The following is a 20,931-nucleotide window of genomic DNA, read 5'->3' on the forward strand; positions in this document are numbered from 1 at the left end:
GGAAGCATGCTAATGGCTACGATTCATGTAGACGGCAAAGAATACGAAGTCAACGGGGCGGACAACCTGCTGGAAGCTTGTCTGTCTCTTGGCCTCGATATTCCGTACTTTTGCTGGCATCCGGCGCTGGGCAGCGTCGGTGCTTGCCGCCAGTGTGCGGTGAAGCAATATCAAAACGCGGAAGACACGCGTGGTCGCCTGGTGATGTCCTGTATGACGCCAGCCACCGAAGGCACCTTTATTTCGATTGATGACGAAGAAGCGAAACAGTTCCGCGAAAGCGTAGTGGAATGGTTGATGACCAACCACCCGCACGACTGTCCGGTCTGTGAAGAGGGTGGTAACTGCCACCTTCAGGATATGACCGTGATGACCGGCCACAGCTTCCGTCGCTATCGCTTTACCAAGCGTACCCACCGTAATCAGGACCTGGGGCCGTTCATCTCTCACGAAATGAACCGCTGCATCGCCTGCTACCGCTGCGTGCGTTACTACAAAGACTATGCAGACGGTCAGGATCTGGGCGTATATGGCGCGCACGATAACGTCTACTTCGGTCGTCCGGAAGACGGCGTGCTGGAAAGCGAGTTCTCCGGTAACCTGGTAGAAATCTGCCCGACCGGCGTCTTCACGGATAAAACCCACTCCGAGCGTTACAACCGTAAATGGGACATGCAGTTTGCGCCAAGCATCTGCCAGCAGTGTTCCCTCGGCTGTAACACCAGCCCGGGTGAGCGCTACGGCGAACTGCGCCGTATCGAAAACCGTTACAACGGTACCGTTAACCACTACTTCCTGTGCGACCGCGGTCGTTTCGGCTATGGCTATGTGAACCTGAAAGACCGTCCGCGTCAGCCGGTTCAGCGCCGTGGCGACGACTTCATTACCCTGAACGCTGAACAGGCGATGCAGGGCGCGGCAGATATTCTGCGCCAGTCGAAGAAAGTGATCGGTATCGGCTCCCCGCGCGCCAGCATCGAAAGCAACTTCGCGCTGCGCGAGCTGGTTGGAGCGGAAAACTTCTATACCGGTATCGCCCAGGGCGAGCAGGAACGTCTGCAATTGGTACTGAAAGTGCTGCGTGAAGGCGGTATTCATACCCCTGCGCTGCGCGAAATTGAATCTTATGATGCGGTCCTGGTGCTGGGTGAAGACCTGACGCAGACGGGCGCACGCGCGGCTCTGGCGGTTCGTCAGGCGGTGAAGGGTAAAGCACGTGAAATGGCAGCGGCGCAGAAAGTGGCTGACTGGCAGATTGCGGCGATCCTGAACATCGGCCAGCGCGCGAAGCATCCTCTGTTTGTGACCAACGTTGACAACACCCGTCTGGACGACATCGCCGCGTGGACCTACTGCGCGCCGGTTGAAGATCAGGCGCGCCTCGGCTTTGCGATTGCCCACGCGCTGGACAACAGCTCTCCGGCGGTAGAACTGGATCGCGACCTGCAGAACAAGGTTGACGTGATTGTTCAGGCCCTGGCGGGTGCGAAGAAACCGCTGATTATTTCCGGTACCAACGCCGGCAGTGCGGAGATCATTCAGGCGGCAGCCAACGTTGCCAAAGCCCTGAAAGGCCGCGGTGCGGACGTCGGCGTGACCATGATTGCCCGTGCGGTGAACAGCATTGGTCTGGGCATGATCGGCGGCGGTTCTCTGGAAGCAGCGTTAAGCGAACTGGAATCCGGTTCTGCCGACGCCGTTGTGGTGCTGGAAAACGACCTGCACCGTCACGCCTCTGCCGCTCGCGTTGACGCCGCGCTCTCCAAAGCGCCGCTGGTGATGGTCATTGACCATCAGCGCACCGCGATCATGGACAAAGCGCACCTGGTGCTCTCTGCGGCAAGCTTCGCAGAAAGCGACGGTACGGTGATTAACAACGAAGGCCGCGCACAGCGTTTCTTCCAGGTTTACGACCCGGCGTACTACGACAGCAACACCGTGATGCTGGAAAGCTGGCGCTGGCTGCACTCCCTGCACAGCACCGTGCAGAGCCGTGAAGTGGACTGGACGCAGCTCGACCACGTTATCGACGCGGTAGTCGAAAAACTGCCTCAGCTGGCAGGCATTAAAGATGCCGCACCTGAAGCAAGCTTCCGCATTCGCGGCCAGAAACTGGCGCGTGAACCGCACCGCTACAGCGGCCGTACCGCGATGCGTGCCAATATCAGCGTGCACGAACCGCGCCAGCCGCAGGATAAAGACACCATGTTCGCCTTCTCCATGGAAGGGAACAACCAGCCGTCTGCGCCGCGTTCGCAAATCCCATTCGCATGGGCGCCAGGCTGGAACTCCCCGCAGGCGTGGAACAAGTTCCAGGCTGAAGTGGGTGGCTCCCTGCGCCACGGCGATCCGGGCGTGCGTCTGATTGAAGCCTCCGAAACCGGTCTGGACTTCTTCACCACCGTTCCAGCGAGCTTCCAGGCGCAGGATGGTAACTGGCGTATCGCGCCGTACTACCATCTGTTCGGTAGCGACGAGCTGTCCCAGCGTTCACCGGTCTTCCAGACCCGTATGCCGCAGCCGTACATCAAGCTCAACCCGGCGGATGCCGCGAAGCTTGGCGTTAACGCGGGCGCGAACATTGCCTTTAGCTATGACGGCCAGACAATCAGCCTGCCGCTGATTATCTCCGAAGGTCTGACAGCAGGGCAGGTGGGTCTGCCGATGGGTATGCCTGGCATCGCGCCGGTTCTGGCGGGTGCGCGTCTTGATAACCTGCAGGAGGCAAAAGCATGAGTTGGTTAACGCCGGATCTTATCGACATCCTGCTGAGCATTCTGAAAGCGGTTGTTATCCTGCTGGTAGTGGTCACCTGCGGTGCGTTCATGAGCTTTGGTGAACGTCGTCTGCTCGGTCTGTTCCAGAACCGTTACGGACCGAACCGCGTAGGCTGGGGTGGTTCACTCCAGCTGGTCGCGGACATGATCAAGATGTTCTTTAAAGAGGACTGGATCCCGCGCTTCTCGGACCGCGTGATCTTTACTCTGGCACCGATGATCGCCTTCACCTCGCTGCTGCTGGCGTTTGCTATCGTTCCGGTCAGCCCGACCTGGGTGGTCGCTGACCTGAACATCGGCATTCTGTTCTTCCTGATGATGGCAGGCCTCGCGGTTTACGCGGTGCTGTTTGCAGGCTGGTCCAGTAACAACAAATACTCCCTGCTGGGTGCGATGCGTGCTTCCGCGCAGACACTGAGCTACGAAGTGTTCCTGGGTCTCTCCCTGATGGGCGTGGTGGCGCAGGCCGGTTCATTCAACATGACCGACATCGTCAACAACCAGGCCGACATCTGGAACGTTATTCCGCAGTTCTTTGGGTTTATTACCTTTGCAATCGCGGGCGTGGCCGTGTGTCACCGTCACCCGTTTGACCAGCCAGAAGCCGAACAGGAACTGGCCGACGGTTACCACATTGAATATTCCGGTATGAAATTCGGTCTGTTCTTCGTGGGCGAGTACATCGGTATCGTCACCATTTCCGCGTTGATGGTAACGCTGTTCTTCGGTGGCTGGCATGGCCCGTTCTTACCGCCGTTCATCTGGTTCGCGCTGAAAACCGCGTTCTTCATGATGATGTTCATTTTGATTCGCGCAGCGTTACCGCGTCCGCGTTATGACCAGGTAATGTCCTTCGGCTGGAAAGTGTGCCTGCCGCTGACGCTCGTCAACTTGTTGGTAACGGCGGCTGTCATTCTCTGGCAGCAGCCATAAGGGGCTATAGACCATGACCTTAAAAGAATTACTGGTAGGCTTCGGTACCCAGGTACGCAGTATCTGGATGATCGGCCTGCACGCGTTTGCCAAACGCGAAACCCGGATGTACCCGGAAGAGCCGGTATATCTGCCGCCGCGCTACCGTGGCCGTATCGTGCTGACGCGCGACCCGGACGGTTCCGAGCGCTGCGTTGCCTGTAACCTGTGTGCGGTAGCGTGTCCGGTAGGCTGTATCTCTCTGCAGAAAGCAGAGACGGTAGACGGCCGCTGGTACCCTGAGTTCTTCCGCATCAACTTCTCACGCTGCATCTTTTGCGGTCTGTGTGAAGAAGCGTGCCCAACCACGGCGATTCAGCTGACTCCAGACTTCGAGCTGGGTGAGTACAAGCGTCAGGACCTGGTGTACGAGAAAGAGGATCTGCTGATTTCCGGTCCGGGCAAATACCCGGAATATAACTTCTACCGGATGGCGGGTATGGCAATCGACGGCAAAGATAAGGGCGAAGCAGAGAACGAAGCTAAGCCTATCGACGTCAAGAGCCTGTTACCGTAAGGAGAGGGCAATGGAATTCGCTTTTTATATCTGTGGCCTTATCGCCATCCTGGCTACGCTGCGAGTGATTACGCACACCAATCCGGTGCATGCGCTGCTGTACTTAATCATCTCGCTGCTGGCCATTTCCGGGGTGTTCTTCGCACTGGGCGCGCACTTCGCCGGTGCGCTGGAAATCATCGTCTACGCCGGGGCCATCATGGTGCTGTTCGTGTTCGTGGTGATGATGCTGAACCTGGGCGGCTCTGAAATTGAGCAGGAACGTCAGTGGTTAAAACCGCAGGTGTGGATTGGCCCGGCAATTTTGTCGGCCATCATGCTGGTGGTGATCGTTTACGCCATTCTGGGTGTTAACGATCAGGGCATTGACGGAACGCCGATTGGCGCGAAAGAGGTCGGTATTACGCTCTTTGGCCCATACGTTCTGGCGGTTGAACTGGCCTCAATGCTGCTGCTGGCAGGTCTGGTTGTTGCTTTCCACGTTGGCCGCGAAGAGCGTGTTGGCGAGGTGCTGAGCAACCGCACTGACGACCGCGCGAAAAGAAAAATGGAGGAGCGCGCATGATCCCCTTAACACATGGACTGATCCTCGCTGCGATTTTATTCGTCCTGGGTCTGACCGGTCTGGTTATCCGCCGCAATCTGCTGTTTATGCTGATCGGGCTGGAAATCATGATTAACGCCTCCGCGCTGGCCTTCGTGGTCGCCGGAAGCTACTGGGGCCAGACCGATGGTCAGGTGATGTACATTCTTGCCATCAGCCTCGCGGCTGCCGAAGCGAGTATTGGCCTGGCGCTGTTACTGCAGCTCCATCGTCGCCGCCAGAACCTGAACATCGATTCAGTAAGTGAGTTGCGTGGATGAACATGCTTGCCTTAACCATTATTTTTCCGCTGATTGGCTTCGTGCTGCTGGCGTTTTCTCGCGGCCGCTGGTCTGAGAATCTGTCTGCGACCGTGGGCATTGGCTCCATCGGCCTGGCTGCGCTGGTCACAGCGTATGCGGGTATCGACTTCTTTAACAACGGACGTCAGCCTTTCAGCGTGCCGCTGTGGACGTGGATGTCGGTCGGCGATTTCAACATCGGCTTCAACCTGGTGCTGGACGGCCTCTCGCTGACCATGCTCTCCGTGGTCACCGGTGTTGGCTTCCTGATCCACATGTTCGCCTCCTGGTATATGCGCGGTGAAGAGGGGTACTCCCGCTTCTTCGCCTACACCAACCTGTTTATCGCCAGCATGGTGGTTCTGGTGCTGGCCGATAACCTGCTGCTGATGTACCTGGGCTGGGAAGGCGTGGGTCTGTGTTCTTACCTGCTGATCGGTTTCTACTATACCGATCCGAAGAATGGCGCAGCGGCCATGAAAGCGTTCGTCGTGACCCGCGTGGGTGACGTTTTCCTCGCTTTCGCGCTGTTCATTCTTTACAACGAACTGGGCACGCTGAACTTCCGCGAAATGGTGGAACTGGCGCCAGCGCACTTCGCAGCAGGCAACAATATGCTGTGGTGGGCAACGCTGATGCTGCTGGGTGGTGCCGTGGGTAAATCCGCGCAGCTGCCGCTGCAGACCTGGCTGGCCGACGCGATGGCGGGTCCAACCCCTGTCTCCGCGCTGATCCACGCCGCGACCATGGTAACCGCTGGTGTCTACCTGATTGCGCGTACCCATGGCCTGTTCCTGATGACCCCGGAAATTCTGCATCTGGTGGGTATCGTCGGTGCGGTCACGCTGGTGCTGGCAGGCTTTGCCGCGCTGGTGCAGACCGACATCAAACGCGTTCTCGCGTACTCCACCATGAGCCAGATTGGTTACATGTTCCTGGCGCTGGGCGTTCAGGCGTGGGACGCAGCCATTTTCCACCTGATGACGCACGCGTTCTTTAAAGCGCTGCTGTTCCTCTCATCCGGTTCTGTGATTCTGGCCTGCCATCACGAGCAGAACATCTTCAAGATGGGCGGACTGCGTAAGTCCATCCCGCTGGTTTATATCTGCTTCCTGGTAGGCGGCGCGGCGCTGGCGGCACTGCCGCTGATTACCGCGGGCTTCTTCAGTAAGGACGAAATCCTTGCGGGTGCCATGGCGAATGGTCATATCAATCTGATGGTTGCGGGTCTGGTCGGTGCGTTCATGACCTCCCTGTATACCTTCCGTATGATTTTCATCGTATTCCACGGTAAAGAACAAATTCACGCTCACGCAGGGAAGGGGATCACCCACCACCTGCCGCTGATTGTGCTGCTGGTACTGTCCACCTTCGTTGGCGCGATGATTGTGCCACCGCTGCAGGGCGTACTGCCAGACACCACCGAGCTTGAGCACGGTCGCGTTCTGACGCTTGAAATCACCTCCGGCGTGGTCGCTATTGCGGGCATCCTGATTGCAGCATGGCTGTGGCTGGGTAAACGTACGCTGGTGACTGCCGTTGCCAACAGCGCCCCGGGCCGCCTGCTGGGCACCTGGTGGTACAACGCGTGGGGCTTCGACTGGCTGTACGACATGATCTTCGTTAAGCCGTTCCTGGGCATTGCGTGGCTGGTGAAGCGCGACCCACTGAACAGCCTGATGAATATCCCGGCGATCCTCTCCCGCTTTGCAGGTAAAGGCCTGCTGTACAGCGAGAACGGTTACCTGCGCTGGTATGTGGCGTCCATGAGCATCGGTGCGGTTGTCGTACTGGCGCTGCTGATGGTGTTGCGATAGTGGTTTTGCCCGGTGGCGCTGCGCTTACCGGGCCTACGAGACCGTAGGTCGGGTAAGCGTGAGCGCCACCCGACACCACAAACCGCACTAACGCGTGAATTTTGTCGAATTTGTTGAAAATCGGTCCCTTAGGGACTTTAACAAGGAATAAAAATCGCCATGTTACTACCCTGGCTAATATTAATTCCCTTCATCGGCGGCTTCCTGTGCTGGCAGACTGAACGCTTTGGCGTGAAGATGCCGCGCTGGATTGCGCTGATCACCATGGGATTGACGCTCGCGCTTGGCCTGCAACTGTGGTTGCAGGGCGGTTACTCACTGACCCAGTCTGCGGGCATTCCGCAGTGGCAGTCTGAGTTCATTCTGCCGTGGATCCCGCGTTTCGGCATTACGATCCACCTGGCGATTGACGGTCTGTCGCTGCTGATGGTGGTGCTGACCGGTCTGCTCGGCGTTCTGGCGGTACTTTGCTCCTGGCGAGAAATCGAAAAATACCAGGGCTTCTTCCACCTGAACCTGATGTGGATCCTGGGCGGCGTGATCGGCGTGTTCCTTGCCATCGACATGTTCCTGTTCTTCTTCTTCTGGGAGATGATGCTGGTGCCGATGTACTTCCTGATCGCGCTGTGGGGCCATAAGGCGTCCGACGGTAAAACGCGTATCACGGCGGCAACCAAGTTCTTCATCTATACCCAGGCGAGTGGTCTGGTGATGTTGATTGCCATTCTGGCGCTGGTGTTTGTTCACCACAACGCGACCGGCACCTGGACCTTCAACTACGAAGATCTGCTGAAAACGCCAATGTCACACGGCGTTGAATACCTGCTGATGCTGGGCTTCTTCATCGCCTTCGCGGTGAAAATGCCGGTCGTTCCGCTGCACGGCTGGCTGCCAGACGCGCACTCTCAGGCACCAACGGCGGGTTCCGTTGACCTGGCGGGCATCTTGCTGAAAACGGCGGCCTACGGTCTGCTGCGTTTCGCACTGCCGCTGTTCCCGAATGCCTCCGCAGAGTTCGCACCGATTGCCATGTGGCTGGGTGTGATCGGTATCTTCTACGGTGCCTGGATGGCCTTCACGCAGTACGACATCAAGCGTCTGATTGCCTACACCTCCGTTTCCCACATGGGCTTCGTGCTGATTGCTATCTACACCGGCAGCCAGCTGGCGTACCAGGGCGCGGTGATCCAGATGATTGCGCACGGTCTGTCCGCAGCCGGCCTCTTCATCCTGTGCGGTCAGCTGTATGAACGTCTGCATACCCGCGACATGCGCATGATGGGCGGCCTGTGGAGCAAAATTAAGTGGCTGCCAGCGCTGTCCATGTTCTTCGCTGTTGCCACTCTGGGGATGCCGGGTACCGGTAACTTCGTCGGCGAATTTATGATTCTGTTCGGCAGCTTCAAAGTGGTACCGGTGATTACCGTGATCTCCACCTTTGGTCTGGTGTTCGCTTCCGTGTACTCGCTGGCGATGCTGCACCGCGCTTACTTCGGTAAAGCGAAGAGCGAAATTGCTGCACAAGAACTGCCGGGGATGTCGCTGCGTGAGCTGTTCATCATCCTGCTGCTGGTCGTACTGCTGGTGCTGCTGGGCTTCTTCCCGCAGCCGATTCTGGATACCTCGCATAGCGCGATGGGTAACATCCAGCAGTGGTTTGTTAATTCTGCTTCTACTACAAGGCCGTAATTCGCCATGACAATAACTCCACAACAACTGATCGCGCTGCTACCGCTGCTGATCGTCGGATTGACGGTGGTGGTTGTGATGCTCTCCATTGCGTGGCGACGCAATCACTTCCTGAATGCCACGCTGTCGGTCATCGGCCTGAACGCCGCGTTAGTCTCTCTCTGGTTTGTTGGCCAGGGCGGGGCGATGGACGTCACCCCGCTGATGCGCGTTGACGGTTACGCCATGCTGTATACCGGTCTCGTGCTGCTGGCGAGCCTGGCAACCTGTACCTTTGCGTACCCGTGGCTCGAAGGCTACAACGACAATAAAGAAGAGTTTTACCTGCTGGTTCTGATTGCCGCGCTGGGCGGCATTTTGCTGGCGAATGCGAACCATCTGGCCGCGCTGTTCCTCGGTATTGAGCTGATCTCTCTGCCGCTGTTCGGCCTGATTGGTTACGCCTTCCGTCAGAAGCGCTCGCTGGAAGCAAGCATCAAGTACACCATTCTGTCTGCTGCTGCGTCCTCGTTCCTGCTGTTTGGTATTGCGCTGCTGTACGCACAGTCCGGTAACCTCTCCTTCATGGCGCTCGGCAAGAGCCTCGGTGACGGCATGCTGCATGAGCCGCTGCTGCTGGCGGGTCTGGGCATGATGATCGTGGGTCTCGGCTTTAAACTCTCTCTTGTGCCGTTCCACCTGTGGACGCCAGACGTCTACCAGGGCGCTCCGGCTCCGGTGTCGACCTTCCTGGCGACGGCGAGCAAAATCGCTATCTTCGGTGTGGTCATGCGTCTGTTCCTGTACGCACCGGTCGGTGACAGCGAAGCGGTTCGCGTGGTGCTGGGCATTATCGCCTTCGTCTCCATCATCTTCGGTAACCTGATGGCGCTGAGCCAGACCAACATCAAGCGTCTGCTGGGCTACTCGTCTATCTCTCATCTGGGCTACCTGATGGTGGCGCTGATTGCGTTGCAGAGCGGTGAGATGTCGATGGAAGCCGTGGGCGTGTACCTGGCCGGCTACCTGTTCAGCAGCCTCGGCGCCTTCGGCGTGGTGAGCCTGATGTCCAGCCCGTACCGTGGTCCGGATGCCGATTCACTGTTCTCCTACCGTGGTCTGTTCTGGCACCGTCCGATCCTGTCCGCAGTGATGACCGTGATGATGCTCTCTCTGGCAGGTATCCCGATGACGCTCGGCTTTATCGGTAAGTTCTACGTGCTGGCCGTCGGTGTGCAGGCGCACCTGTGGTGGCTGACTGCGGGCGTGATTATCGGCTCCGCGATTGGCCTCTACTACTACCTGCGCGTGGCCGTGAGCCTGTACCTGAGCGCACCTCAGCAGCTCAACCGTGATGCCCCAACCAACTGGCAGTACAGCGCCGGTGGTATCGTCGTGCTTATCTCCGCGCTGCTGGTGCTGATCTTCGGTATCTATCCGCAGCCGCTGATTGATATCGTGCAGCGCGCGATGCCGCTGATGTAAAACAAAAAACCCGCCTCGGCGGGTTTTTTTATGGTTTTCGCCCTCTCCCCGTGGGAGAGGGCCGGGGTGAGGGCACCAGCCCGCACAATGCTTAAGACAGCTGCTTCCTGCTAATCAACGGCCCGTCAATCTTCTTCATCGAGCGGTCCAGCACTTCCTCAATCACCGACGACAGCTCGTTCAGCTCAAACTTCGCCACATACCCGTCCGCCTTCACCTTGCGAATATGGTCTTCGTTGGCGTTGCCGGAAAGGGAAGAGTGGATCACCACCGGAATATCTTTCAGTACCGGGTCGGTTTTGATTTTGCGCGTCAGCGTAAAGCCGTCCATCTCCGGCATTTCGAGGTCGGTCAGCACCAGAGCGATCTTATCGGTGATGGGAACCCCTTCAGCCTGGGCCTGCGCCGCCAGCACGCCAATTTTCTCCCACGCCTCTTTGCCGGTGATATGCAGCTGTGCCGGGATCTCCATTGCCTGCAGACCTTTCTCCAGCATCGAGCGCGCCACTTTAGAGTCTTCCGCGACGATGGCGACAGCGCCTGGCTTGATATGGAATTTGGTGGTCTTCAGGTTCGTGGCGTGCAGATCGTGATTGGCCGGGGTGATGTCATACAGGATCTGCTCAACGTCCAGCACCATTGCCAGATCGTTGGTATCGGTCTTCTCGTCAAGACACGCAATGCTGGTGATGTAGCGACCGCTGACGGCGGTTTCCGCCGCGTGCACCTGCTTCCAGTCCAGACGCATGATGTTCTCAACCGATTCCACGGCAAACGCCTGCACGCTGCGCGCATATTCGGTGATCAGCAGAATGTTCAGCCCGGTGGTGGGCTTACAGCCCGCCACGGCGGCCAGGTCAATCACCGGGATCACCTGATCGCGAATATTCACCATTCCCATCAGCGGCGACTTCATCCCGGCGGGTTTTGTGAACTCCGGCATCGGCACAATTTCACGCAGCTTAAAGACGTTAATCCCAAACAGCTCGGATTTATTTTCGTTCAGAGAGGTGCCAAGACGGAACAGCAACAGTTCAAAACGGTTCGACAGGGTCAGATTCGCCCTGTCATCAATATCTTTCTGGAAATTATCCATTCTACCCTCGAGAGAAATGCTGACCTTTTAATCGTTATCGGCATCCTGAGGGAAAAATGAAGGACTAAACGCTGACCTGAGCGAAATCTTCGGCCAGCTCACATTCCGAGAACAGCGTGCGGCACTCTGCCAGCAGGCCTGCGCATCCCCGCGCGTCGTAGCGCGAGCTGACGTGGGTGACGATCAGTCTTCCTACACCCGCATCACGGGCAAGCTGCGCCGCCTGACGCGTGGAGCTGTGGCCCCGGCTGTTGGCTTTCTCTTCCATCGCGGTTTCAAGCGTCGCTTCATGCACCATCACGTCCACGCCCTGGGCCAGCGTGAGCGCCGCCTGGCAAGGGGCCGTATCGCCAAAAATCGCCAGTTTTTTGCCCGGCTGCGGTGCGGCGAGATAATCCTGGCCGTTGATGACGCGTCCGTCCTCCAGCGTGACGGTCTCTCCATGCTTCAGACGCTGGAACAGCGGCCCGGGTTTTACGCCGTCGGCCATCAGCGCGGCGGCATCCAGCGCACCGGGTTTGTCATGCGCTTCAATACGGTAGCCATAGCATTCCACAGGATGACTGAGCGGTTGAGCAGTGACCCGATAATCCCCGTCGTCGAATACCAGGCCTTCGGTAATCTCAACGACCTCCAGCGGATAATCGGTCCATGACCCGCTCAGGCTCAGCGTAGCTTCAACAAATTCACGAATACCCGCTGGCCCGTAAATCGTCAGCGGGTTGGCGTTACCGGCCATCGAGCGGCTGCACAGCAGGCCGGGAAGGCCAAACAGATGGTCGCCATGCAGATGGGTGATAAAAATGTTATCCAGCTTGCCGGGGTGATAAACGGTGTGTAACAGCTGATGCTGCGTCCCTTCACCACAGTCAAACAGCCACAGCCCGCCCCGGGTGGGGTGCTTAAGATCCAGCAGGATCGCCGTCACGTTCCGTGAGCGGGTTGGCACGCCAGCGGACGTACCCAGAAAAATCAGTTCCATAACGCAATCAGCCCTTTGCCGAACGGGGAGGGGTTTAGTATAACGTGATGAACCCCAGTAAGGAGACTGACATGATCCAGTGGCAAGATTTACATCATAGCGACCTCACCGTTAATGCACTTTACGCCCTGCTGAAGCTGCGCTGCGAAGTGTTTGTTGTGGAACAGACCTGCCCGTATCAGGACATCGATGGCGATGACCTCGTTGGCGAGAACCGCCATATCCTCGGCTGGCGTGATAACGAGCTGGTGGCGTATGCGAGGATTCTGAAAAGCGAAGATGATTTTGAGCCTGTCGTGATTGGCCGCGTCATCATCAGCGGCAAGGCGCGCGGTGAAAAACTGGGCTATCAGCTGATGGAAAAAACGCTGGAAGCGTGCCGGAAACAGTGGACGGACAAGGCGTTATACCTGGGCGCGCAGGCGCACCTGCAGTCGTTCTATGCCCACTTTGGCTTCACGCCGGTAACGGAAGTGTATGACGAAGATGGCATTCCGCACATCGGCATGGCGCGGGAAACGAAACAGGCGTAATGGCATCTCGTTGGCTATAGTTAGCGGACTGGTGTACTAACATGGAGAAAAATATGTCATTTCAATCCTGGGATACCCGTATCGACGACGACCTGGCCTTACTGAGCGAAACGCTTGAAGAGGTGTTACGTTCCTCGGGCGACCCTGCCGATCAGAAATATATTGAGCTAAAGGCCCGTGCCGAGCGGGCGCTGCATGAAGTGAAAAACCGCGTCAGCCATGCGTCAGATACTTACTACTACCGTGCCAAAAAAGCGGTGTATCGTGCCGATGATTACGTGCATGAAAAACCGTGGCAGGGTATTGGGGTGGGTGCCGCCGTGGGGCTGGTGCTGGGGCTGCTGTTAGCCCGTCGTTAACAGCGTTTTAAACGCTTAACCACTCCCTATACGTGGGTACTGCTATTTATGGTCAGTACCCCGTATAATACGAGGTTTTAACAGGGAGAGGTTCGCGTGAATTCGATTTTCCTCGCGCTGGAGCAACTGCGTACCCAGCTATCGCAAGCGTTACCCGCAGCACCCGGCATACGTCATTTCGACGTCTCTTTCCCGTTAAAAGACGCCTTCGATCCCCTCGCCTGGCTGGGCGAGCAGCAGTGTTATCCGCAGTTTTACTGGCAGCAGCGTAACGGCGATGAAGAGCTGGCCGCGCTGGGGGCAGTCACCCAATTTCCCTCTCTGGCATTAGCCTCGCAGTTTTTGCGCGAGCAAAACGCAGCAAGTGATACCCGCATTTGTGGCCTGAACGCCTTTAATCCGGAGCAGGGCAGCCTCTTTTTACCGCGACTGCTCTGGCGACGCACCGCCGGCAACGCCACGCTGCGCCTGCAGCTGTGGAGCGACCGCTCGCTTGAGGAGGATGCCTGCGTCGCGCTGGATTTTTTACAGCATCTCCGTCCTGCGAGATCTATCCGTCCGCTGTCCGTTCAGGTTGAGCACGAAACCCATCAGCCGCAGCAGGCCGAATGGCTGAAGCTTATCCGCACGGCGACGGAGACCATCGCGCGCGGTGATTTTGAAAAAGTGGTTCTCGCCCGGGCAACCGATCTGCAGTTCACGCAGCGCGTTAACCCTGTCGCGCTGATGGCGGCCAGCCGCGCCCTGAATTTACACTGCTACCATTTTTGCATGGTATTCGACGCTAACAACGCGTTTCTTGGCTCTACGCCGGAGCGTCTGTGGCGGCGGCGCGGCAAGCTGCTGCGCACGGAAGCGCTGGCGGGCACCGTTGCCAGCCATACCGATGATAGCCAGGCCCAGCGTCTCGGCGAGTGGCTGCTGAATGACGATAAAAACCAGCGCGAAAATATGCTGGTCGTGGAAGATATCTGCCAGCGTCTTCAGCACCATACGCAGACGCTTGAGGTACTGCCCGCCCAGGTGGTGCGCCTGCGTAAGGTGCAGCATTTGCGCCGCTGTATCTGGACCGAGCTCAAACAGGCCGATGACGAGCAGTGTCTGCTCATGCTGCAGCCGACCGCGGCCGTTGCCGGATTACCCCGACAGCCTGCGCGCGAGTTTATCCAGAAGGTTGAGCCCTTTAACCGCGAATGGTACGCCGGTTCGGCCGGGTATTTATCTCCCGAACAGAGTGAGTTCTGCGTAGCGTTGCGCTCCGCGCGCGTGCTGGAGGATTCTCTGCGGCTCTACGCCGGCGCCGGTATTGTCAGCGGGTCTGACCCGGAGCAGGAGTGGCAGGAGATTGAAAACAAAGCCGCCGGATTGCGCTCTCTGCTCCTAAGGGATTAATACTGAATCGCGCAATCCCGATTCATATCAAAATTCTATTTTTTTCTATTATTTATACTGTGTCGCATTCTTGATACCGGACAATCTCATGTCAGTAAGTTCTTTTAACCGACGCTGGGCGGCGGTGATCCTTGAAGCCCTGACGCGTCATGGCGTCAGGCACGTGTGTATTGCACCGGGTTCTCGCTCAACGCCATTGACGCTGGCGGCCGCTGAAAACCGGGCGTTGATTCACCACACCCACTTTGATGAACGCGGTCTCGGCCATCTTGCGCTGGGTCTGGCGAAGGTCAGCAAAGAACCTGTGGCGGTGATCGTCACCTCCGGTACCGCCGTGGCGAACCTCTATCCGGCCCTGATTGAAGCCGGGTTAACCGGTGAAAAACTGATCTTACTGACGGCCGATCGCCCCCCTGAGCTTATCGACTGCGGCGCTAATCAGGCCATTCGCCAGCCGGGGCTCTTTGCTTCGCATCCTTCGCAGACGATTTCGTTACCGCGTCCCACCCAGGATATTCCGGCAAGCTGGCTGGTCTCCACCGTCGATCACGCCATGGAGACGCTGCGCAGCGGGGCGTTGCATATCAACTGCCCGTTTGCCGAGCCGCTCTACGGTGAGCTGGACGACACGGGTCTTGACTGGCAGCAGTCCCTTGGCGACTGGTGGGAGAGTGAAAAACCGTGGCTGCGCGAGCAGACGCATCTTGAGAGCGCGAAGCAGCGCGACTGGTTCTTCTGGCGGCAGAAGCGCGGCGTGGTGATTGCCGGGCGCATGAGCGCCGCTGAAGGCAAACTGGTTGCCGAATGGGCGCAAACCCTTGGCTGGCCGCTGATAGGCGACGTGCTTTCCCAGACCGGTCAGCCGCTGCCGTGCGCCGACCTCTGGCTGGGTAATGCCAAAGCGGTCACCGAACTGGCGCAGGCGCAGATTGTGGTCCAGCTTGGATCGAGTTTGACCGGCAAACGGTTACTGCAGTGGCAGGCCACCTGCACGCCGGAAGAGTACTGGCTGGTGGACGCGCTGGAAGGCCGGCTTGACCCGGCGCACCACCGCGGTCGTCGTCTGGTCAGCAGTATCGACGCCTGGCTGACGCTTCATCCGGCTGAAAAACGCAAGCCCTGGGCGGTAGCCATCCCGGACCTTTCGCGCCAGGCGTGGGAGCTGACCAAAGCGCACTGTGAAGCGTTTAGCGAGGCCGGGCTGGCGCACCGTATTCGCCAGTGCCTGCCTGAACAGGGGCAATTGTTTGTCGGCAACAGCCTGGTCGTGCGGCTGATTGACGCTTTTTCGAAGCTGCCCGCGGGCTACCCGGTGTACAGCAACCGCGGCGCCAGCGGCATCGACGGGCTGATCTCCACAGCGGCGGGCGTGCAGCGCGCCAGCGCGAAATCGACGCTGGCGATCGTGGGCGATCTCTCCGCGCTCTACGATCTCAACGCGCTGGCGCTGCTGCGTCAGGCGTCTGCCCCGTTTGTGCTGATTGTGGTCAACAACAACGGCGGACAGATTTTCTCCCTGCTGCCAACGCCGCAGAGCGAGCGCGAGCGCTTCTATCTGATGCCGCAGAACGTGCAGTTCGAACACGCCGCGGCGATGTTTAGCCTGAAATACCATCGCCCGGAAAGCTGGGAACAGCTAGACGCAGCGTTAAGCAGCGCCTGGAAGCAGCCGGGGGCGACGCTGATTGAGCTGGTGGTGAACGATGCTGACGGTGCGCAGGCCCTGCAAAGCCTGCTGGCGCAGGTGAGCCAGCTGTGATCCTCTCTGGCGTGCAGCAGGCCGGAAAACCGGGCTATCCCTGGCTGGTCTTTTTGCACGGTTTTTCAGGCGACTGCCGCGAGTGGCAGAGGGTCGGTGAAGGGCTCAGGGATTACCCCCGGCTGTACCTGGATTTGCCGGGGCACGGTGGATCCCAGGAGCTGGGCGTGACGGGGTTTGACGAGGTGAGCACGTTGCTCACCCGAACCCTTCTTAGTTACAACATACTGAAATTCTGGCTCATCGGGTACTCCCTCGGCGGCCGCATTGCGATGTTTCATGCCTGCCAGCAGCCGAAGGGGCTGCTGGGCGTGATTGTGGAGGGGGGACATCCCGGCCTGCAGGATGCCGAGGTGCGGAATGCGCGGCTGGCATCCGACCGCCGCTGGGCAACGCGTTTTCGCACCGAACCGCTGGAGAAGGTGTTCGCTGACTGGTACCAACAGCCCGTGTTCGCCTCCCTCACGGACGCCCAGCGCGAGGCGCTGATAACCCTGCGCAGCCAGAACAACGGCGCGACGCTGGCGATGATGCTCGAGGCGACCTCGCTGGCCGTGCAGCCGGATTTGCGTCCCGCGCTTAGCGCACGCGATTTCTCTTTTGACTATCTCTATGGCGAACGGGATGAGAAGTTCGCGGCCCTTGCCGCAGAAGTGAACGCCGTTCGCCATGCCATTCCCAATGCCGGACACAACGCCCACCGGGAAAATCCCGATGCGGTTATCGCGAGTCTGGCTCAGATACTGCGTTATCGAATAAAGGACACTCTATGATCTATCCTGATGAAAACATGCTTTACGCCCCGGTTGAATGGCAGGACTGCTCCGAAGGCTACACCGACATTCGTTACCACAAATCCAATGACGGCATTGCCAAAATCACCATCAACCGTCCGCAGGTGCGTAACGCCTTCCGTCCGCTGACCGTGAAAGAGATGATTCAGGCCCTGGCGGATGCGCGCTACGACGACAACATCGGCGTGATTGTCCTGACCGGCGAAGGCGATAAAGCGTTCTGCTCCGGCGGCGATCAGAAAGTGCGCGGCGACTACGGCGGATACCAGGACGATGCGGGTACCCACCACCTGAACGTCCTCGATTTCCAGCGTCAGATCCGCACCTGTCCAAAACCGGTGGTGGCGATGGTGGCGGGCTACTCCATCGGCGGCGGCCACGTGCTGCACATGATGTGCGATCTGACCATTGCCGCCGAGAACGCCATCTTCGGCCAGACCGGCCCGAAAGTGGGGTCCTTCGACGGCGGCTGGGGCGCCTCGTACATGGCGCGCATCGTCGGGCAGAAAAAAGCCCGCGAAATCTGGTTCCTGTGCCGTCAGTACAACGCTCAGGAAGCGCTGGATATGGGCCTGGTGAATACCGTGGTACCGATTGCCGATCTCGAAAAAGAGACCGTTCGCTGGTGCCGTGAAATGCTGCAAAACAGCCCGATGGCGCTGCGCTGCCTGAAGGCCGCGCTCAACGCCGACTGTGACGGCCAGGCGGGTCTGCAGGAGCTGGCGGGCAACGCCACCATGCTGTTCTACATGACCGAAGAGGGTCAGGAAGGGCGCAACGCGTTTAACGAAAAACGCCAGCCGGACTTCAGCAAATACAAACGGAACCCGTAATGCGTCGCGCGCAGGTTTACCGCTGGCAGATACCGATGGACGCGGGCGTGGTGCTGCGTGAACGGCGGTTAAAAACCCGTGACGGCTTCTTCGTGCATCTGCAGCAGGACGAGCGGGAAGGCTGGGGCGAGATTTCGCCTCTGCCGGGCTTTAGCCTGGAGTCGCTGGATGACGCGCAGTCAGCATTGCTGGCGTGGGTAGACACGTGGCGCGAGGGTGCGGATCCGGCGTTGCCGGACGTGCCTTCCGCGGCTTTTGGTATCAGCTGCGCGCTGGCGGAGCTGGACGGTAGCCTGCCTGAAGAGGCTAACTACCGCGCGGCACCGCTCTGTACGGGCGATCCTGACGAGCTGTTTGCGCTGCTCTCCGCCATGCCGGGCGAGAAGGTGGCGAAAATTAAAGTCGGTCTCTACGAGGCGGTGCGCGACGGCATGGTCGCCAACCTGCTGCTGGAGGCGATCCCCGATCTTCATCTGCGTCTGGATGCTAACCGCGCCTGGACGCCGCTCAAGGCGCAGCAATTTGCAAAGTACGTTAACCCGGCGTACCGCAGCCGCATTGCCTTCCTCGAAGAGCCGTGCAAAACCCGCGACGATTCGCGCGCGTTTGCCCGCGAAACGGGGATAGCCATCGCCTGGGATGAAAGCCTGCGCGAGGACGATTTTGAATTTGTCGCCGAGTCCGGCGTCAGCGCGGTGGTGATTAAACCGACGCTGACGGGCAGCCTGGCGAAGGTGCGCGAGCAGGTCTCGGCGGCGCACGCGCTGGGGCTGACGGCGGTCATCAGCTCGTCGATTGAGTCCAGCCTTGGGCTGACCCAGCTGGCGCGCATTGCCGCCTGGCTAACGCCGGATACGATCCCCGGCCTCGACACGCTGAACCTGATGCAGGCTCAGCTTATCCGCACGTGGCCGGACAGCGCGCTGCCGTGCCTCGACGTCGCGGCGCTGGAGCCGCTGCGATGAGTTTTACCGACTGGCCGTGGCGACACTGGTGCGCGCAGTTTGCTGATAAACCGGCCCTGAGGCTGGACGACGAGGTGCTCAGCTGGCAGCAGCTGTGCACCCGCATCGACCGCCTGGCGGCAGAATTTCATCTTCAGGGCGTGGAGGAGGGCGACGGGGTGCTGCTGCTGGCCCATAACCACCCGCAAACCCTTCTGGCGTGGCTGGCGCTGCTCCAGTGCGGGGCGCGTATTCTTCCCGTTAATCCGCAGCTGCCTCGCCCGCTGCTGGACGTGTTGCTCCCGCAGATGACGCTGCGCTTTGCGCTGGTGCTGGACGGTACCTGTGAGGGTCTTCCTGCCCTGCGCATGCGCGAGCGCGCGGGTGAATATCGCGTTGCGTGGCAACCGTCGCGGCTGGCGTCCATGACGCTGACCTCCGGTTCCACCGGGCTGCCGAAAGCGGCGGTGCATACCTGCGCCGCCCACCTCGCCAGCGCGCGCGGCGTGCTGGCGCTGATGCCCTACGGTGAAGACGACGACTGGCTGCTTTCGCTGCCGCTGTTTCACGTTTCCGGCCAGGGGATTTTATGGCGCTGGCTGCAGGCCGGGGCGCGGTTAACCGTGCGCGAGAAACAGCCGCTGGCGCAGGCGCTGCTCGGCTGCACCCACGCCTCGCTGGTGCCGACCCAGCTCTGGCGTCTGCTTAATACCCACCAGCCTGTCGCACTGAAAGCGGTGCTGCTGGGCGGTGCCGCCATCCCTGTTGAATTGACGCAGCAGGCGCGCGAGCAGGGGATTCACACCTTCTGCGGCTACGGCCTGACCGAGTTTGCCTCTACCGTCTGCGCGAAAGCGGCGGACGGCGAGCCGGACGTAGGCTATGCTCTGCCGGGCAGAGAGGTGCAGGTGGTTAACGGTGAGGTCTGGATCCGGGCGCAGAGCATGGCCTCAGGCTACTGGCGGGACGGCGAATTAGTTCCGCTGACCAACGCGCAGGGATGGTTCGCCACCCGCGATCGCGGTGAATGGTATGATGGCCGCCTGACGATCCTGGGCCGCATGGACAACCTCTTTTTTAGCGGTGGAGAAGGGATTCAGCCGGAGAGTCTTGAGCGTGTTATCGCCCGCCATCCGCAGATTAACCAGGTGTTTATCGTCCCGCTGGACGACGCCGAGTTTGGGCAACGTCCGGTGGCGGTGGTGGAGTGCGAGCCGGGCACGGATATCACCTGTTTGCCTGACTGGGTCAGGGATAAGGTGGCGCGTTTTGAGCAACCCGTCCGCTGGCTGCTGTTGCCGACCGAACTCAAAAATGGCGGCATTAAAGTCTCGCGCCGCGCGTTGCAGCAGTGGGTGAACGCATCGCTGAAGGGATAATAGCCGTTTCAAATAGTTACAATCTACCGTTCTGCCGCACGCAGAGTGCTTGATCCCCGGGAGACTCCGGTTAAAATCTCGCGGTTTTGGGACTTCTTTATAATAATTGTGCGGGATCACGACAATGAAAAAAGTGGCATTACTGGGCTTCGGCCTGATGGTTGTATCTGCGGCGGCTAACGCCATCAGCATTAACGGCTCGGCGGGTCAGGATTACACCCACCTGGGCTTTGGCATGGGTACCGAGACTTCCGGTCTGGCGATGACCGGCGGCTGGACGCATAACGATGACGACGGCGACGCGGCCAGCCTCGGCTTGGGTCTGAATATTCCTCTTGGCCCGTTCCTGGCCACCGTCGGCGGTAAAGGTATCTATACCAACCCAAATGACGGTGACGAAGGGTACGCGGCGGCAGTAGGCGGCGGCCTGCAGTGGAAAATTGGCGACAGCTTCGGCCTGTTTGGTGAGTACTACTATTCGCCGGACTCCCTCTCAAGCGGTATCGAGAGCTATGAAGAGGCCAACGCCGGCGCGCGCTGGACCATCATGCGTCCGATTACCATCGAAGCGGGCTATCGCTATCTGAACCTGGCCGGTAAAGACGGCAACCGCGACAACGCGCTGGCCGACGGCCCGTACGTGGGCGTCAGCGCAGGCTTCTAATCACTCCGGCGCGGCATTCTGTCGCGCCAGTTTCTCTCTTCTCCACCCCGCGTTTGCGCTATAGTGTTTTGACCA

19 protein-coding genes are annotated in these 20,931 nt (G+C 59.1%); 17 read left to right on the forward strand and 2 right to left on the reverse strand.

The annotated features are described in order from the left end of the window. Positions 1-12 precede the first annotated feature (12 nt). The 8 genes from nuoG to nuoN all read left to right on the forward strand — a co-directional run bounded on the left by nuoG (position 13) and on the right by nuoN (position 10,121). Positions 13-2,736: an NADH-quinone oxidoreductase subunit NuoG gene (gene nuoG, locus KIF87_RS05555; RefSeq protein WP_213328142.1), complete on the forward strand. Its 2,724-nt coding sequence runs from the start codon at positions 13-15 to the stop codon at positions 2,734-2,736. Next, complete coding sequence (gene nuoH / locus KIF87_RS05560) at positions 2,733-3,710, forward strand: NADH-quinone oxidoreductase subunit NuoH (RefSeq protein WP_047346615.1); 978 nt, start codon at positions 2,733-2,735, stop codon at positions 3,708-3,710. The genes nuoG and nuoH overlap by 4 nt, the downstream gene beginning before the upstream one ends. 13 nt (positions 3,711-3,723) lie before the next feature. Then, on the forward strand, positions 3,724-4,266 hold the full coding sequence (gene nuoI / locus KIF87_RS05565; protein WP_003861491.1) for an NADH-quinone oxidoreductase subunit NuoI: 543 nt from the start codon (positions 3,724-3,726) through the stop codon (positions 4,264-4,266). Between the two features lie 10 nt (positions 4,267-4,276). After that, positions 4,277-4,831: an NADH-quinone oxidoreductase subunit J gene (gene nuoJ, locus KIF87_RS05570; protein ID WP_029741935.1), complete on the forward strand. Its 555-nt coding sequence runs from the start codon at positions 4,277-4,279 to the stop codon at positions 4,829-4,831. Further along, positions 4,828-5,130 (forward strand): NADH-quinone oxidoreductase subunit NuoK, encoded by a 303-nt coding sequence (gene nuoK / locus KIF87_RS05575; protein ID WP_003861496.1) that lies wholly within the window; start codon positions 4,828-4,830, stop codon positions 5,128-5,130. The genes nuoJ and nuoK overlap by 4 nt, the downstream gene beginning before the upstream one ends. After that, a complete protein-coding gene (gene nuoL, locus KIF87_RS05580) occupies positions 5,127-6,968 on the forward strand; it encodes an NADH-quinone oxidoreductase subunit L (RefSeq protein ID WP_063143734.1) in 1,842 nt (613 codons plus the stop codon). Before nuoK ends, nuoL begins: the two co-directional genes overlap by 4 nt. A gap of 159 nt (positions 6,969-7,127) precedes the next feature. Then, entirely contained in the window at positions 7,128-8,657 is a 1,530-nt protein-coding gene (gene nuoM / locus KIF87_RS05585; protein WP_023312532.1) for an NADH-quinone oxidoreductase subunit M, read from the forward strand. A 6-nt stretch (positions 8,658-8,663) separates the two neighbouring features. After that, complete coding sequence (gene nuoN / locus KIF87_RS05590; RefSeq protein ID WP_211438298.1) at positions 8,664-10,121, forward strand: NADH-quinone oxidoreductase subunit NuoN; 1,458 nt, start codon at positions 8,664-8,666, stop codon at positions 10,119-10,121. 91 nt (positions 10,122-10,212) lie between these two features. Here the strand turns inward: nuoN and KIF87_RS05595 are convergent, their stop codons facing one another. Both KIF87_RS05595 and rnz read right to left on the reverse strand, forming a co-directional pair. Beyond that, on the reverse strand, positions 10,213-11,217 hold the full coding sequence (locus tag KIF87_RS05595; protein WP_193939380.1) for a chemotaxis protein: 1,005 nt from the start codon (positions 11,215-11,217) through the stop codon (positions 10,213-10,215). Between the two features lie 64 nt (positions 11,218-11,281). Next, positions 11,282-12,199: a ribonuclease Z gene (rnz, locus tag KIF87_RS05600; RefSeq protein ID WP_213328143.1), complete on the reverse strand. Its 918-nt coding sequence runs from the start codon at positions 12,197-12,199 to the stop codon at positions 11,282-11,284. Between the two features lie 71 nt (positions 12,200-12,270). Between rnz and KIF87_RS05605 the strand changes: the two genes are divergently transcribed. The 9 genes from KIF87_RS05605 to KIF87_RS05645 all read left to right on the forward strand — a co-directional run bounded on the left by KIF87_RS05605 (position 12,271) and on the right by KIF87_RS05645 (position 20,856). Then, positions 12,271-12,732, forward strand: a complete 462-nt coding sequence (locus KIF87_RS05605; RefSeq protein WP_213328144.1) for a GNAT family N-acetyltransferase — start codon at positions 12,271-12,273, stop codon at positions 12,730-12,732. Positions 12,733-12,785: 53 nt separating this feature from the next. Continuing rightward, positions 12,786-13,091, forward strand: a complete 306-nt coding sequence (gene elaB, locus KIF87_RS05610) for a stress response protein ElaB (protein ID WP_213328145.1) — start codon at positions 12,786-12,788, stop codon at positions 13,089-13,091. A gap of 96 nt (positions 13,092-13,187) precedes the next feature. After that, positions 13,188-14,483 (forward strand): isochorismate synthase MenF, encoded by a 1,296-nt coding sequence (menF, locus tag KIF87_RS05615; RefSeq protein WP_213328146.1) that lies wholly within the window; start codon positions 13,188-13,190, stop codon positions 14,481-14,483. A gap of 88 nt (positions 14,484-14,571) precedes the next feature. Continuing rightward, complete coding sequence (gene menD / locus KIF87_RS05620; protein WP_213328147.1) at positions 14,572-16,242, forward strand: 2-succinyl-5-enolpyruvyl-6-hydroxy-3-cyclohexene-1-carboxylic-acid synthase; 1,671 nt, start codon at positions 14,572-14,574, stop codon at positions 16,240-16,242. Beyond that, complete coding sequence (menH, locus tag KIF87_RS05625) at positions 16,239-17,015, forward strand: 2-succinyl-6-hydroxy-2,4-cyclohexadiene-1-carboxylate synthase (protein WP_213328148.1); 777 nt, start codon at positions 16,239-16,241, stop codon at positions 17,013-17,015. The genes menD and menH overlap by 4 nt, the downstream gene beginning before the upstream one ends. Then, complete coding sequence (menB, locus tag KIF87_RS05630) at positions 17,012-17,869, forward strand: 1,4-dihydroxy-2-naphthoyl-CoA synthase (RefSeq protein ID WP_213328149.1); 858 nt, start codon at positions 17,012-17,014, stop codon at positions 17,867-17,869. The genes menH and menB overlap by 4 nt, the downstream gene beginning before the upstream one ends. After that, the gene (gene menC / locus KIF87_RS05635) at positions 17,869-18,834 is read left to right on the forward strand and encodes an o-succinylbenzoate synthase (RefSeq protein WP_213328150.1); all 966 of its coding nucleotides are present in this window, start codon (positions 17,869-17,871) and stop codon (positions 18,832-18,834) included. Before menB ends, menC begins: the two co-directional genes overlap by 1 nt. Beyond that, positions 18,831-20,192, forward strand: coding sequence for an o-succinylbenzoate--CoA ligase (menE, locus tag KIF87_RS05640; protein WP_213328151.1), 1,362 nt, complete (start codon positions 18,831-18,833; stop codon positions 20,190-20,192). The genes menC and menE overlap by 4 nt, the downstream gene beginning before the upstream one ends. Positions 20,193-20,316: 124 nt before the next feature. Next, entirely contained in the window at positions 20,317-20,856 is a 540-nt protein-coding gene (locus KIF87_RS05645) for a YfaZ family outer membrane protein (protein WP_028016260.1), read from the forward strand. The last annotated feature ends 75 nt before the right edge of the window (positions 20,857-20,931 follow it).

The organism is Enterobacter sp. 120016, assembly GCF_018383635.1.
GTDB classification, from domain to species: Bacteria; Pseudomonadota; Gammaproteobacteria; order Enterobacterales; family Enterobacteriaceae; genus Enterobacter; species Enterobacter asburiae_D.

What these genes read in the sequence shown, in the direction of transcription:
- nuoL (WP_063143734.1), top strand. Translation starts at nt 5,127, where the DNA reads ATGAACATGCTTGCCTTAACCATTATTTTTCCGCTGATTGGCTTCGTG.
- menC (WP_213328150.1), top strand. Translation starts at nt 17,869, where the DNA reads ATGCGTCGCGCGCAGGTTTACCGCTGGCAGATACCGATGGACGCGGGC.
- KIF87_RS05645 (WP_028016260.1), top strand. Translation starts at nt 20,317, where the DNA reads ATGAAAAAAGTGGCATTACTGGGCTTCGGCCTGATGGTTGTATCTGCG.
- nuoG (WP_213328142.1), top strand. Translation starts at nt 13, where the DNA reads ATGGCTACGATTCATGTAGACGGCAAAGAATACGAAGTCAACGGGGCG.
- KIF87_RS05605 (WP_213328144.1), top strand. Translation starts at nt 12,271, where the DNA reads ATGATCCAGTGGCAAGATTTACATCATAGCGACCTCACCGTTAATGCA.
- nuoK (WP_003861496.1), top strand. Translation starts at nt 4,828, where the DNA reads ATGATCCCCTTAACACATGGACTGATCCTCGCTGCGATTTTATTCGTC.
- menD (WP_213328147.1), top strand. Translation starts at nt 14,572, where the DNA reads ATGTCAGTAAGTTCTTTTAACCGACGCTGGGCGGCGGTGATCCTTGAA.
- menB (WP_213328149.1), top strand. Translation starts at nt 17,012, where the DNA reads ATGATCTATCCTGATGAAAACATGCTTTACGCCCCGGTTGAATGGCAG.
- nuoJ (WP_029741935.1), top strand. Translation starts at nt 4,277, where the DNA reads ATGGAATTCGCTTTTTATATCTGTGGCCTTATCGCCATCCTGGCTACG.
- nuoM (WP_023312532.1), top strand. Translation starts at nt 7,128, where the DNA reads ATGTTACTACCCTGGCTAATATTAATTCCCTTCATCGGCGGCTTCCTG.
- nuoI (WP_003861491.1), top strand. Translation starts at nt 3,724, where the DNA reads ATGACCTTAAAAGAATTACTGGTAGGCTTCGGTACCCAGGTACGCAGT.
- rnz (WP_213328143.1), bottom strand. Translation starts at nt 12,199, where the DNA reads ATGGAACTGATTTTTCTGGGTACGTCCGCTGGCGTGCCAACCCGCTCA.
- nuoH (WP_047346615.1), top strand. Translation starts at nt 2,733, where the DNA reads ATGAGTTGGTTAACGCCGGATCTTATCGACATCCTGCTGAGCATTCTG.
- elaB (WP_213328145.1), top strand. Translation starts at nt 12,786, where the DNA reads ATGTCATTTCAATCCTGGGATACCCGTATCGACGACGACCTGGCCTTA.
- menE (WP_213328151.1), top strand. Translation starts at nt 18,831, where the DNA reads ATGAGTTTTACCGACTGGCCGTGGCGACACTGGTGCGCGCAGTTTGCT.
- KIF87_RS05595 (WP_193939380.1), bottom strand. Translation starts at nt 11,217, where the DNA reads ATGGATAATTTCCAGAAAGATATTGATGACAGGGCGAATCTGACCCTG.
- nuoN (WP_211438298.1), top strand. Translation starts at nt 8,664, where the DNA reads ATGACAATAACTCCACAACAACTGATCGCGCTGCTACCGCTGCTGATC.